Below are 12,910 nucleotides of genomic sequence, written 5' to 3'. Positions count from 1 at the left end.
GTCTTTTCCTCGCCGTGTTCGGCAGCCAGGCCGACCATCATCTGCGCGAAGATGCCTTTCTCGCTCCAACGCTTCCACCGGCTGTAGAGCGTCTTGTGCGGACCGTATTCCTTCGGCGCATCCCGCCAACGCAAGCCATTGCGATTGATGAATATAATGCCGCTCAAGACGCGTCTGTCATCAACCCGAGGCTTCCCGTGTGACTTGGGAAAGAAGGGAGCCAGACGTGCCATCTGCGCGTCGCTCAGCCAGAAGAGATCGCTCATGTCACCGCTCCGTTTTCGAAGCCGTGAATCATGCTATTCGAGCGAAATCAATGCATCCTGACCCTAAGCCTCTATGCAGATGACATAACTATCTCTGGCGTTGTAGTACCCAAGGCGCTGATCTGGGAGATCAAAAAGCTTATCTTTGGAAACGGGCTACGGTCAAAGGCGTCAAAGGAAGTCAGCCTGATGAACGCCCCGGCTGATATCACAGGGGTCATTGTAAAGGATAGCGCTACACACCTTCCCAATCGCCAACTGAAGCGGCTTGCCGAGCTGATGCAGGAGCGCGCCAAGACGACGAACCCAAAGCTTCAGCAGCGGATCGACAATCAAATCGCGGGCGCTTTTCTCAGCGGAAACAAGTTGAAAACCCGAAAATTTGAAGAACTCAAAGCCGACCATTGTTTGGAGCCGATTGAATAATCGGCATGGGCCGTTAACCATCATCTTTGTTCCACACAGGGCTACGAACCCCACTTGTTTGTGGCGTTTTCGCATCCGTGTCACCGACGCGCGCCCAGAATCCAGATTTGCGAGTATGGGTTTTCTTGAGCTTGGCAAGATAGGCTGCGTGGTCGGCCATTGTGCCGGGGCGCATGGCGTTCGTTTCTCGAGCCAGCACTGCCAGCTTCACATGGTATTTTGCGCCGTGCCCATAGGCGACCTGCAGGTTTGAGCCGATGCTCCTTCGAACCGTCGGCCAGACTATACACTGATGCCGCCGGTTGGGTCATAAATGATTGACGTTTGGGTTAAAATGGCATGACTTGGAACTGTCACTTCTTCAGAATTTAGCGGTTGATTGAGTCATAGATTCGCGACGTTTCAGACTTCCCAAAGCCTGCCATGGATCGCCCTGGCAGCCCTTCTCACTGGTCCCAAAATATCCCGGGGTGAGGCCAAACGCCGAGGGGCAGCGCCCCTATTGGCAGTCCATGAAAGCCGAGATGGCCGCAGGGCTATAAGCTCCAAGATCGCGGCTTTCGAGCCGGTCCGCCCGAAGACGCACCGCTCGCACGTTTGTCCACTCGGCGTCCGCAACGATCATCTCCGGGCCCGTACCGCACTCCCGCAGCCCCCCCGCAATGACGTCCCAACCGATCTGATGATTGCTGTACCCTTCCAAGGCTGCCACCTCACGAAGCGAGCCCTTCTCGAAACGCCAAACCCGCAGGATTCTGGCCAGATGCGGGCGATCGACATAGGCCAGCTCTACCAACCCGTCGCCATCCAGATCCGCGACGCCAACCGGCGCCAGCCAGCGGTTGCGCCGACCAATCGGCGGCGTTGCTGCCAGTTCCCGGCCCATGCGGTCAAACACCACCAGGGACGCACCGCCACGCACGGTAGAGCGCACGGCAATGATCTCCGGAAGCCCGTCACCGTTCAGGTCGGCCAGACGCGGCGCGATATCCTCGAAGACCTGCCCCTCGGGAAGCTGAACACCCTTGGGACAAGTGATCCGCGCATCTCCCGGCAGGCGCAAGTGAACAGTCAGCACTTTCGCATCGCGAAGCGCGCCAAGGATCCCATGTCCGTATTCGTCGGTCAGTTGATCAAAGCCGGCGTGCATCGTCAGACGCGCCCCATGCGGAGCCCAGCTTTCATGCCGTCCGCCGCCGGGTTTCGCGTTGGTCACATCCGCCTCGGCATACCGCCCGGGCAAACCGTGGCCATCGCCGATGGCCTCACAGGCCGACACCCCCGCGCCGGACACGCCCAGCAAGAGCGCCATCGTCAGACCTGCGCCGCGGGCCCGTCCGACCCACCCGCACAACAGCCGACGCGGCGCCCTTCCCGGCATGTCAGATCTGCTTTTCGGGCATCTGCACGATCAGCCCGTCGAGCGCATCACTCACCTTGAGCTGGCAGGTCAGGCGCGAGCGGGCGGGGTCCGGCTGGAAGGCAAAATCCAGCATATCCTCTTCCATGTCATCGCGCGCCGGCAGCTTCTCGACCCAGTCGGGGTGCACATAGACGTGGCATGTCGAACAGGCACAAGCTCCGCCACAATCCGCGTCAATGCCGGGGATGTTGTTGTCCCGCGCGCCTTCCATCACGGTCAGCCCGGAGGCGACCTCCACAACATGTTCGGTTCCGTTGTGCTCGATATAGGTGATCTTTGCCATGCCAGCAGCTCCTGTCTCGTCTTCGCGTCACTACCTAATACCGCAGTCGCCCCGCTGCCAGCCCCTTTTGCGACGCCGCAGGGGCCCTTCCCGCCTCCCGGTAAATGTTCTACACTTGTTCCATGACGTACAGCGCAAACCCGGACAATACCTGGCCGCGCCCGCCCTCGGCGCTCACCGCCACGCAGACAATGCTGCCCCCGAATGGGGCCCGCGTGACCGTCGCGGGGCTTGTGATTCTGCGCCAACGCCCCGGCACCGCCAAGGGCGTGATCTTCCTGACGCTGGAGGACGAGACCGGCGTGGTCAACATCATCGTCTGGCGCAAGCTTTACGAGCGTTTTCGCCGGGCCGTGATCTCCGGACGGCTGCTGCGCGTCACCGGCAGGCTGCAGCGCGAGAATGATGTCGTGCATATCATCGCCGAGGAGATTGAGGATATCTCGCAACTGCTGGACCGGCTTCTTGATCCGGCGCTTCCCTCGGACGGCACAAACGGCTAACCTGCGGCCTCAGACAAGGCACGCAAGAGGCCCGAGCAGATGAAGTTTCCCCTCGTCCCCCTCGCGGTGCTGGCCCTTGGTGCCTGTGCCGGCGGCGGCCAGCTGAGCAGCAACACCGCTGTGCCGGCCTCATCCGACGCGCTTGCCATTTCCGCCATCGAAGCCTCCGTCGACAGCGCCCTGCGGCCGCTTTCGGAGGCGGCGCCTGTGCGTCTGAACCCTGTGAAACCGGCGCAACCGGCCCGCGACTCCCTGGCCACGCCACGGATCTGCCGCGCCCGCGAAGAGACCCCCGCGATCTACGAACAGGTGATGGGAGAGGTGCAGGTGGTGCAGGCCGAAATCGCCCCCGACGGCACTGTTTTGCGCCCGCCGATCTACCGCAAGGCCCCGGTGCCGCGCATCGTGCGCCCGCGCGCCGAAATCAGCTTCGAAGCGCCCTGCCCGGAGGCCATGACGCCGGAGTTCATCGCCTCGCTGCAGCGCGCCCTCGGTGCGCGCGGCTATTTTTCCGGCAACGTCACCGGACGGTTCGACGCAACCACCTCTGCCGCCGTGAAACGCTACCAGGCGGACCGCGGCCTCGACAGCGCGCAGCTCTCGCTCGAAACCGCCCGGTCGCTCGGCCTCGTCTCGGTCGGCGCGGGCTGACCGGCAGGGCCCGGCCCGCTAAAATCCGAGGCAAAAAGCGCGGGATGCTTTGCGCCGGATTAACCAGCGGCGCATAGCTTTGAGAGTCGATCCGGAGCTCTTTATGACCTATGCCATTGCCGCTTCCCTGTCTGCTTTCTCTGCTTCCCTCTCCGCAACCCAGCGCGGGCGCAGAGCCATGCAGGTCACCACGGTCACTCTGACCCCGAGCAACCCATATGGCCCGACCGAGGTTCGCGGGGCTGAGCTTCGCCTCGGCGAAAGCCCGCTGGGCACCTACGATGACCCGCTGCTGGACAGTGCCGCGCGCCAGCCGAAAACCGGCACGGATCTCGCCCGTGACATGCTCGATCATCTCGAAAGCGGCGGCAGGGAAATCTTTGACACCGTCGAGGCGCAACTGACCTCCGTCATGGCAAAAGCGCTCGGATTGCCGGCACAGGCCGAGGATGGCAAACCGCACAGGCTGTCCGATTTGCGCACACAGGCCGAGGCACAGGATCAGCCCTTTCTCGTCGCCGCGGCGGACCGGTTCACCGAACAGAAAACGGCCTTCGGGGAAAGTCTGACACGGCTGCAATCCTCCGTTGCGGCGGCCGATCCCGCCATGACCGACAAACAACGCGACGGTCTTGTCGGGCGCGCGGTCGGCGTGCTCGTCGATACCATGCTGGAGCCGGAACGGCTGCGTCTGGAGATCGAGGCTCTGAAAGGCGCGGCCCTGCTCAAGCTGACCGGGGCCTCCGAAGAGGATCAGCAACGCGCCTATGACCTGCGCCGCGCCACCGGGCAGGTGATCCTGCACGGAAAGCGCAAGGGCATGGTTTCCGACATGATGCGTGACTACAAGGCCGGGCGCCTTGCGGCGGTCATCAACACGCAAACCGCCTGGGCCGATCAGACGGTGAGCGTGGACACCCGCAAGGCCACCGGGGCTACCGTGACCTTTGCGGAGACCTTCGATCACTTTGCCACCGCATCCTTCAGCATGAGCGACAAAAAGGTAACGGCCCGCACCTTGCGAATGCTCTGAACGCACACGACAAGACTCGTCCCGACGAAAAAGGGCGCTCCCGAAGGAGCGCCCCATTTCTTCGCAGGTCCCCTCGGACCGGCTTTGTTTACTCGCTCGCCTCAAGGCTCAATGCCACGAAGCGCGGGTCGCCGCCGCGACGGACCAGCAGCAGGATGGACTTGCGCCCGGCCTCCCTGGCCTCCTCGACGCGCGCCTCAAGGTCCTCGATGGTCAGCACCTGGCTCTGGCTCGCCTCGGTGATCAGATCGCCGGGACGCAGACCCTTTTCAAAGGCCTCCGCGGTTTCATCCACGGCCATCACCGCAAGACCCCGGGCGCTGTCTTCAAGCTCAAGCTCGCTGCGCAGCTCATCGGAGAGCGGCTGCAACGTCAGTCCCATGATGTCGGCGCTGGCCGGGCCTTCTTCCATGTCCTCGCCGGACATCGACGCGGGCACGGCGCCTTCCGCCTCTTCGCGGCGGCCAAGCGTGATCTTGAGGGTCTCGGTCTCACCTTCGCGGTTGACCACGACGCGCACGGTCTTGCCGACCTGCGTGTTGGCCACGACGCGCACCAGCTGGCGGGTGTCAATCACATCGACGCCGTCGAAGCTGAGGATCACGTCACCGGCAAGCATGCCGCCTTCCTTGGCCGGACCTTCGGGCACGTCGGACACAAGGGCGCCCGCCGCCTTTTCGAGACCCAGCGCTTCGGCCACATCATCGGTCACGTCCTGAATACGCACCCCGAGCCAGCCACGGCGGGTCTCGCCGAATTCCTTCAGCTGGTCCACGACCTTCGTCACCACGTTCGACGCCATGGAAAAGCCGATGCCGATCGAGCCGCCATTGGGCGACAGGATTGCGGTGTTCACGCCGATCACCTCGCCGTCCATGTTGAACAGCGGGCCGCCGGAGTTGCCCCGGTTGATCGCCGCGTCGGTCTGGATGTAGTCGTCATAGGTGCCGCTCAGAGCGCGGTTGCGCGCCGAAACGATGCCTGCGGAGACGGAAAAGCCCTGCCCCAGCGGGTTGCCCATGGCCATGACCCAATCGCCGACACGGGACAGATCGCTGTCACCGAAGCTGACGAATTTCAGCGGGGCCTCGGCCTCCACCTTCAGCAAAGCGATATCGGTGTTCGGGTCCGTGCCGATCAGCTGCGCGGGCAGCTCCTGACCTTCAAAGAACTCGATCATGATCTCGTCGGCGCCTTCGATCACGTGATTGTTCGTGACGATGTAGCCGTCCTCGGAAATGACAAAGCCGGAGCCAAGTGCCGAAGAGCGACGCGGGCGGTCGCTGTTGGGCCCCTGGCGGTCCTGGAACTCGCGAAAGAAATCTTCGAAGGGCGAGCCTTCGGGCACGATCCCCTGCGGACCGGTGCGGCCGGCGACGGTGGTCGTGGTGGTGATGTTGACAACCGCCGGGCTGATGGTCTCGGCGAGGTCGGCAAATGTCTCCGGCGCGCCACGGGCATGGGCCATCAGCGTTTGCGAAAGAATAAGCACCATCGACAACGTCGTCAGCCAGAACACCCTGAGCGGGGTTGCCTGATCTGCTGTCAATGCTTGGGTTTGAGGTTTCACTTGGAACTCCTTCATATCTGCCAGTCGGCGCGCGCACTCCCGTCCGCTGCCGCCTGCCTCCTGTAAGCCAGTGTGTCAAAGATAGGGACTTTGACGCAACACCAAAGGCGCGAAATGCTCAACTCAAGCAAGCGTGATAGCCCGGTGATGGAACAAATCAGCCGATCGGGCGGTGCGCGCCCTGCCCTGCTTGGCCGGACGCCATCGAACGCCCGGTATCCTGCCGTGAACAGACCGCCCGACACGCCCGGAACCGCAGGCCGCCGCCGGCGCTGCGGATCACAGCCGCGCCAGAAGCTCCGCCTTCTTCGCCTCGAACTCCGCGTCGGTCAGGATACCGGCATCGCGCAGGTCGGCGAGCTTCCGGATCAGGGCGATGATCTCATCGCCATGGCCGCTGCCGCTCCGGGACGCCTGCGGGACGTTGACGGAGGTCTCTGTTTCGGGCTCTGGCTCTGGGGCCCCTTCGGCCACGGGCTGCGACGGCGGCTCGACCGCCTGCTGCACATGGTCCACCATCGAGGCCTCGCGCACCTCGCGCAGGTCCGACAAGCGCACCAGCCCAAGCTGACTGGTGAAGGTCAGCGACTGATCGCCGCCCTGCTGCTGCGAGACGCCGCCGATCTGGTGATCGCCGGTGTCGTAGATCTCCACCCGGTCGCCCAGCCCGATGGCCAAACGGCGGCTTTGCGGAAAGATCGCATAGCGCATGGCGTTCTGCGTGCCGGTCGAGCTGGCCTGGCCAAGCGCCTCGGGCCACCAGGTGCCGCCATAGCCCGCGCCGCCCGGCACGAACAGGCTCGACCCGTTGCCCTGCGACTGGCTCTGCATCCCGCCCGACGGCTGCGCATAGGGGCTTGGCTGAAACACCCGCTTTTGCGCCAGAACGCCGGAGATCTCGGTGCACAGCCCGTCCACCGTCGCCTTCAGCCCGTTGTTGAACATATCGCCCACCATGGTCATGCCGCCCATGGACCACTGCCCCATGCCGCCCAGATCGGGATGGCTGAACTGCGCCTGCTGGCCCTGACCATTGGCGACCGCCACCATGAGCGTTTCCACGGCATCGACGGACACCCCGTAACGCGCGGCAATTTCAGTGGCGATGGCGGTGCCTTCGGAGGTGAGGCGGGACATGAGGCAATCCTTGGATGAAATGCGGGAAGGCTGTTTTGAGTCGCGCGTAACACGTCCGTGCCCGCGAAACCACTGCTACAGATGGAAATCTCCGGTCCCCGGCACAGATCTGGCCGGGCGCCCGGTGTCGCGGCATTCGAGGCGCGGACCGGGTTCAGATGGTCCGGGGCCGCGCCGGCCCGGCTGCCCGCCCTCAGGCCCGCGCGAACCAGAGCACGATCAGCCCCGTGACCAGCGTCAGAAACCCCAGGGTGCGCCGCGCCTCCAGCGGCATTTCGCGCAGCACCTCCAGCAGGCGCTCCACAAGCGAAGGGGCCAGTGCGTACACCAGCCCCTCGATCACGAGGACCATTCCGATCCCCATAAGTATGTCCGATCCGGTCATTCCGAAACGGGTGCCGGGTCGACCGTCGCTTCGGGTGTGACGGCCTCGGGGGCGTCGGCTTGCTGCGCTGCCTCAGAATTGTCTTCGGCGTTTTCCTCGACCGCGTCCTGCGTCGGTGTGCCGGTGCCGTCGGCACCGAACTGCGACGTGACGCCCACGTTCTCGCTCTTGAAGTACTCGAAGAACTGGCTGTCCGGCGTCATGACCATGGTCGAATTGCCACCCTGCAGCGCGTTCTCATAGGCCTGCAAAGACCGGTAGAACGCGAAGAACTCCGCATCCGCGCCATAGGCTTCGGCAAAGATGCCGTTGCGTTCCGCGTCCGCTTCACCGCGTGTGACGTTGGCTTCCTTGTCGGCTTCGGAAAGGGTCTCGACCACGGTCCGGTCGGCAAGCGCGCGAACCCGCTGCGCCGCCTCGTTACCACGGGCGATCTCGTCCGCCGCTTCCCGCTCACGCTCGGCGCGCATCCGGGCAAAGGTCGCTTCAAGGTTCTGCGCCGGCAGGTTGGTCTGCTTGAGGCGCACGTCCACCACGTCCAGACCCAGCGACAGTGCCTCGCTGCGCGACTGGTCGCGAATCCGGTTCATCAGCTCGCGGCGATCCTCCGACAGGATCGTGTCAGACGTCACCTGATCGGCACCCAGCACTTCGCGGATCTGCGAATTGAGGATGGAGCTCAGACGGTCCTGCGCCGTGCGCAGACCGCCAACGCCAACGGCCTGACGGAACCGCACCACATCGGCGATGCGATAGCGGGCGAAGGCGTCGACCACCAGACGGCGGTCATCGGACGGCGTGACCTCGATGGTCTCCGTATCGAGGCTCAGGATACGGTCGTCGTAGCGAACAACCTCCTGAATGAGCGGGATCTTGAAGGCCAGCCCCGGTTCTTCCTTGACGGCCTTGATCTGGCCGAATTGCAGGACCAGCGCCTTTTCCCGCTCATCGACCACAAAGATCGACGACAGGAAGACCACCAGAAGGATCACCAGCGCGGGAAGAATATAGGTTGTCTTGCGCATATCAGTTACCCTCCGACGTCGTACGGCGACCCAGCTCGTTCAGCGGCAGATAAGGCACGACGCCCCCGCCGGAACCCGAACTGCCTGTGAGCGACTGGTCGAGGATCATCTTGTCCACGTCCCCCAGCACCTTTTCCATCGTCTCAAGATAGAGACGGCGGCGGGTCACTTCGGGCGCCTTCACGTATTCCTCGCGCACGGAGCTGAACCGGCTGGCCTCACCCAGGGCGTTGTTCACGACCTGCGCGCGATAGCCTTCGGCCTCCTGCACGGTCTGCGCCGCCTGACCACGCGCCTCGGCAACCACACGGTTGGCATAGGCGTCGGCCTGACGTTCCAGACGGTCGCGCTGCTGCTCGGCGGCCTGCACTTCGCGGAACGCGTCGATGACTTCGCGGGGCGGATCGGCCCCTTCGAGGTTGACCCGGACGATGGAAATCCCGCTGTCATACTCGTCCATCGTCGCCTGGATCTGCTCCATCGCCTGATCCGCGATCAGACCACGATCCCGGTTCAGGATCGGGGCGAGGTTGGACGCCGCGATGATCTCGCGCATCACCGATTCAGACACGGCCTGAACGGTCAGCTCGGGGTCACGAATGTTGAATAGCAGGTTGGCCGGATCGTTGATGTTCCAGACCACCTGGAATTCGATGTCCACGATGTTGGCGTCCGTGGTCAGCATCAGACCATCGTTGCCCGCCCGGCCGCCACCGATGTTCTCGGTCCGCTCGGAGGTCACGTTCACGACCTCATAGGTCACGAAAGGCCACGGTGCGAAATTCAGACCGGGATTGCCGGTGCTGGAATATTCCCCAAGGAACAGCTCGACCGACTGCTCTTCTGGCCGCACGGTGTAGAAACTGCCAAAGGCCCAGATCGCCAGCAACGCCACAACGCCGAGGCCAATGGTGCCACGGCCAAAATTCGGCCCCTGGCCGCCACCGCCCATGCCATTGGGACGACCCGAGCCACCGCCCTTGCCTCCCATCAGCACGCGCAGGCGCTCCTGACCCTTTTTCATCAGCTCGTCGATCTCGGGGATCTGGCTGTCTTCGGGACGCCGGCCACCGCCGCCGCCTCCGCCGCCCTGCGGGGGACGCTGTCCGCCTCCCCCGTTCGAGCCACCGCCGCCCCCCCAGGGGCCGCCGCTGTTTCCTGCCATGAAGTCCGTTCCTTCCTTCTTGGTCTTTTTTCGGTTGGTCTGCTTACGCTCTAATCTGTGCACATTTTCGTGCGTTTCAAGCGGTTCTGACCGGGTTTCGCATTGTTACCAGTTCTTCGGACATGGTCGGGTGCACCGCCACGGTCCGGTCGAAATCTTCTTTGGTTGCCCCCATCTTTACGGCAATCCCGACCATCTGGATCAGCTCGCCCGCTCCGGGTGAGACAATATGACAGCCTAGAACCTTGCGCGTCGCCTTCGAGACGATCAGTTTCATCAAGACCCGGCCCTCGCCCTCGGCAAAGGCGGTCTGCATGGGCCGGAACGAGGTGCTGTAGACCTCGATCTCTTCCTGATCGCGCGCCGCCTCCTCGCTCAGCCCCACGGTGCCAAGCTCCGGCTGGGTAAAGACCGCGCTGGGGATCAGGTCGTGATCGACCTCGGTCGGGTTGCCCTTGAACACCGTCTCGACGAAGGCCATGCCCTCGCGGATCGCAACCGGGGTCAGGTTCACCCGGTCCGTCACGTCCCCGATGGCATAGACCGACGGCACGGCGGTCTGGCTGTAGCCATCGACCTTGATCTCGCCCTTGCGGCCGATCTCGATGCCAAGCGCCTCCAGCCCCAACTCATCGCTGTTGGGCCGCCGCCCCGTGGCAAAGAACACCGCATCGAATTCGCGCGTCTTGCCGTTGGTGGCCTTGACCCGGATCGGCTTGCCGACCTCGCGGACCTCCTCCACGCCCTTGGCCCCGTATTGCGTGACCTCCACCGGCGCGGTCAGCCCGTCCTCGTCTTCCTCGCAGTGCATGTCGACAATGTCCGTGCCCACATGCAGGTCCACGCCGCGCTGCGCCATGCTCTCGGCGATCAGCCCGCGGGCTTCTTCGTCAAAGCCGCGCAGGATCTGCGCGCCGCGATAATACTGCGTCACCTCGACGCCCAGCCCGTTGAGAATGCAGGCAAACTCACAGGCGATATAGCCGCCGCCGACGATCAGAACCCGCTTGGGCAGCGCATCGAGATGGAAGATGTCATCCGACACCATGCCCAGATGCGCATTCGGCAGATCGGGCCGCACCGGGCGTCCTCCGGTGGCGATCAGGATATGCTTGGCGGTCTTCACCTCGCCGGTCGACAACGCGACCGTATGCGCATCCTTCAGCGTCGCCCGCGCATCGAAGGTCTCGACCCCCGAGCCCTTGAGCAGCTTGCGGTAGACGCCCTCCAGCCGGTCCAGTTCGGTCTCCAGCTTCTCCTTGAACCGGTCCCAGTGGAAATCGCCATCCGCCATGTCCCAGCCATAGGCCCGCGCCTCCTTGGCGGCACTGGCGTATTCACTGGCGAATACCATCAGTTTCTTCGGCACACAGCCGCGAATGACACAGGTCCCGCCATAGCGGTCCTCTTCGGCAAGCGCGACCTTCGCGCCCGCCTCTCCCGCCGCAACCCGCGCCGCGCGCACGCCACCGGAGCCGCCGCCGATCACGAAAAGATCATAGTCGAATTCACTCATGGGTCGTCCCTCAACCGTCTTGCCCTTGGGGTATTTCACATGGGGCCAGCCTTGGCCAGCCGCTACCGGCCTGACAACACGGTGAAGTCCTGTAACATAGCCCCGTCACGACCATGCCCGGGGCACGGCCCCGGCCTACGCGCGGGTCTGCCCGGCCCCGACCGCGTCGCACGCACAGACGCCACACGCAAACACCGCGCCCGCTATCCCGCCTCCGGCTCGTGCATGCGCCGCACCCGCACGGCCTGCCACGGTCCGGGCCACAGTTGCACGCGATACCGGTCCTCGCCGTCCAGACCATCCTCGGACAGGCTGTCAAGCCCGGCCATGCTCACCCGCGCCCGGTAGACCCCCGGCGCCAGCGGCAGCCGCGCCGCATCCGGCTCATGATCCATGCAGCCCATGACGATGGCCGATCCCGCCCCCGCACGAAACGCGCCATCCACGATGTGATCCCACCCGGTCAACTCCAGCGGCGGCGCTTCGGGCAGAACCTCCACCCGCAGCGGCACATCCATGGCGCGCGCCGTGAACACGATCAGATGATCGCCCCCGAACACCGCCTTGCGCACCAGATCATCAGTGGACCAGCGCTCCGCCGCGATCTCCACCGCCGCGTGATCCATGATATAAAGCTGATGATAGGCGGCCATAAGGCACAGATCACGGCCACGCACGGCCTCAGATATCCTTGAACAGATTGCCGTCCTCGACAAAATCCACCCGGCCCTCGGACACGGTGCCATTGTTCACGTCCCGCACCTCGACACGGCCATCGCCATAGCCGATCACCACCTGATCACAGATGTCGATGAACAGACCGTTTTCCACCACGCCGGGGATCTGGTTGAGCACCATGGCGATCTGTCGCGGGTGGCCGATCCGGCTCAGGTGCAGATCGAGGATATGGTTGCCCTCGTCGGTGACATAGGCCCGGTCGCCGTTCATCCGCAGGCTGGTCTGGCGGCCCATCACGTCCATGGAAACCAGCGTCTCCTCGATCAGCGTCTGTGTCGTCTGCCAGCCGAAGGGGATCACCTCCACCGGCAGCGGAAAGCTCCCGAGGTGCTCAACCTCCTTCGCCGCATCGGCGATCACCACCATCTGGTCGGAGGCCGTCGCAACTATCTTTTCCTGCAACAATGCGCCGCCGCCGCCCTTGATCAGGCTGAGATTGGCGTCGAACTCGTCGGCCCCGTCGATGGTCAGATCGAGCCACTTGGCCTCATCGAGCGAAATCACCTCGATCCCCACATCCCGCGCCAGATCGGCGGTGCGCGTCGAGGTCGGCACACCGCGAATGCGCAGCCCGCTCTCGCGCACCATCTCGCCGAGGCACCGCACCAGCCAGGCGGCGGTCGATCCGGTGCCAAGCCCCACGCGCATCCCGTCCTCCACGAACTCGGCGGCGCGCTTGGCCGCCACGAACTTGGCCTTGTCGATGGGGGAAAGTTCGGTCATTGCGCGGGTCCTCTCTAAGATTCCCCGCAGGTTATAAGGCCAGCAACCGGTGCAGGCGAGCGCCAA

Annotated in this window: 16 protein-coding genes; 4 read left to right on the top strand and 12 right to left on the bottom strand. The window is 64.0% G+C overall.

Annotation, left to right across the window (positions count from 1 at the left end; genetic code table 11):
- A partial coding sequence (locus ACN2XU_RS13390; protein WP_419410949.1) for a transposase occupies positions 1-266 on the bottom strand: 266 nt, incomplete at its 3' end.
- Positions 267-296: 30 nt separating this feature from the next.
- Here ACN2XU_RS13390 and ACN2XU_RS13385 point away from each other — a divergent pair.
- Positions 297-692, top strand: coding sequence for an RNA-dependent RNA polymerase family protein (locus tag ACN2XU_RS13385; RefSeq protein WP_419410948.1), 396 nt, complete (start codon positions 297-299; stop codon positions 690-692).
- Between the two features lie 13 nt (positions 693-705).
- Here ACN2XU_RS13385 and ACN2XU_RS13380 read toward each other — a convergent pair whose 3' ends face one another.
- The 3 genes from ACN2XU_RS13380 to ACN2XU_RS13370 all read right to left on the bottom strand — a co-directional run bounded on the left by ACN2XU_RS13380 (position 706) and on the right by ACN2XU_RS13370 (position 2,398).
- On the bottom strand, positions 706-939 hold the full coding sequence (locus tag ACN2XU_RS13380; protein WP_419410958.1) for a DUF6880 family protein: 234 nt from the start codon (positions 937-939) through the stop codon (positions 706-708).
- A 252-nt stretch (positions 940-1,191) separates the two neighbouring features.
- Complete coding sequence (locus ACN2XU_RS13375; RefSeq protein WP_419410947.1) at positions 1,192-2,004, bottom strand: FG-GAP repeat domain-containing protein; 813 nt, start codon at positions 2,002-2,004, stop codon at positions 1,192-1,194.
- A 70-nt stretch (positions 2,005-2,074) separates the two neighbouring features.
- Positions 2,075-2,398, bottom strand: a complete 324-nt coding sequence (locus ACN2XU_RS13370) for a 2Fe-2S iron-sulfur cluster-binding protein (RefSeq protein ID WP_419410946.1) — start codon at positions 2,396-2,398, stop codon at positions 2,075-2,077.
- A gap of 122 nt (positions 2,399-2,520) precedes the next feature.
- On the opposite strand from ACN2XU_RS13370, the gene ACN2XU_RS13365 reads away from it, so the two are divergent.
- The 3 genes from ACN2XU_RS13365 (at position 2,521) to ACN2XU_RS13355 (ending at position 4,585) form a co-directional block, all read left to right on the top strand.
- Entirely contained in the window at positions 2,521-2,901 is a 381-nt protein-coding gene (locus ACN2XU_RS13365) for an OB-fold nucleic acid binding domain-containing protein (RefSeq protein WP_419410945.1), read from the top strand.
- 39 nt (positions 2,902-2,940) lie between these two features.
- Positions 2,941-3,552 carry a peptidoglycan-binding domain-containing protein gene (locus ACN2XU_RS13360; RefSeq protein WP_419410944.1) on the top strand — a complete coding sequence of 204 codons (612 nt, stop codon included), beginning with the start codon at positions 2,941-2,943 and terminating at the stop codon, positions 3,550-3,552.
- 103 nt (positions 3,553-3,655) lie between these two features.
- On the top strand, positions 3,656-4,585 hold the full coding sequence (locus ACN2XU_RS13355) for a hypothetical protein (RefSeq protein WP_419410943.1): 930 nt from the start codon (positions 3,656-3,658) through the stop codon (positions 4,583-4,585).
- An 88-nt stretch (positions 4,586-4,673) separates the two neighbouring features.
- Here the strand turns inward: ACN2XU_RS13355 and ACN2XU_RS13350 are convergent, their stop codons facing one another.
- The 8 genes from ACN2XU_RS13350 to rpiA form a co-directional block, all read right to left on the bottom strand.
- Positions 4,674-6,170 carry a DegQ family serine endoprotease gene (locus ACN2XU_RS13350; protein ID WP_419410942.1) on the bottom strand — a complete coding sequence of 499 codons (1,497 nt, stop codon included), beginning with the start codon at positions 6,168-6,170 and terminating at the stop codon, positions 4,674-4,676.
- 264 nt (positions 6,171-6,434) lie between these two features.
- Positions 6,435-7,292: an SHOCT domain-containing protein gene (locus tag ACN2XU_RS13345; protein WP_419410941.1), complete on the bottom strand. Its 858-nt coding sequence runs from the start codon at positions 7,290-7,292 to the stop codon at positions 6,435-6,437.
- A 193-nt stretch (positions 7,293-7,485) separates the two neighbouring features.
- Entirely contained in the window at positions 7,486-7,677 is a 192-nt protein-coding gene (locus tag ACN2XU_RS13340) for a DUF2065 domain-containing protein (RefSeq protein WP_419410940.1), read from the bottom strand.
- Entirely contained in the window at positions 7,674-8,702 is a 1,029-nt protein-coding gene (hflC, locus tag ACN2XU_RS13335) for a protease modulator HflC (protein WP_419410939.1), read from the bottom strand. The genes ACN2XU_RS13340 and hflC overlap by 4 nt, the downstream gene beginning before the upstream one ends.
- Position 8,703: 1 nt before the next feature.
- Positions 8,704-9,867, bottom strand: coding sequence for an FtsH protease activity modulator HflK (hflK, locus tag ACN2XU_RS13330; RefSeq protein ID WP_419410938.1), 1,164 nt, complete (start codon positions 9,865-9,867; stop codon positions 8,704-8,706).
- Positions 9,868-9,943: 76 nt separating this feature from the next.
- Entirely contained in the window at positions 9,944-11,383 is a 1,440-nt protein-coding gene (locus ACN2XU_RS13325; protein WP_419410937.1) for an FAD-dependent oxidoreductase, read from the bottom strand.
- A 203-nt stretch (positions 11,384-11,586) separates the two neighbouring features.
- The gene (locus tag ACN2XU_RS13320; protein ID WP_419410936.1) at positions 11,587-12,060 is read right to left on the bottom strand and encodes a hypothetical protein; all 474 of its coding nucleotides are present in this window, start codon (positions 12,058-12,060) and stop codon (positions 11,587-11,589) included.
- Positions 12,061-12,064: 4 nt separating this feature from the next.
- Positions 12,065-12,844: a ribose-5-phosphate isomerase RpiA gene (rpiA, locus tag ACN2XU_RS13315; protein WP_419410935.1), complete on the bottom strand. Its 780-nt coding sequence runs from the start codon at positions 12,842-12,844 to the stop codon at positions 12,065-12,067.
- Between the last annotated feature and the right edge of the window lie 66 nt (positions 12,845-12,910).

The sequence above is a fragment of the Pacificoceanicola niger genome (assembly GCF_048553275.1).
Lineage (GTDB): Bacteria > Pseudomonadota > Alphaproteobacteria > Rhodobacterales > Rhodobacteraceae > Pacificoceanicola.
The sequence above is the reverse complement of the archived record's forward strand: the minus strand, read 5'-3'. Positions and strand labels throughout refer to the sequence as shown.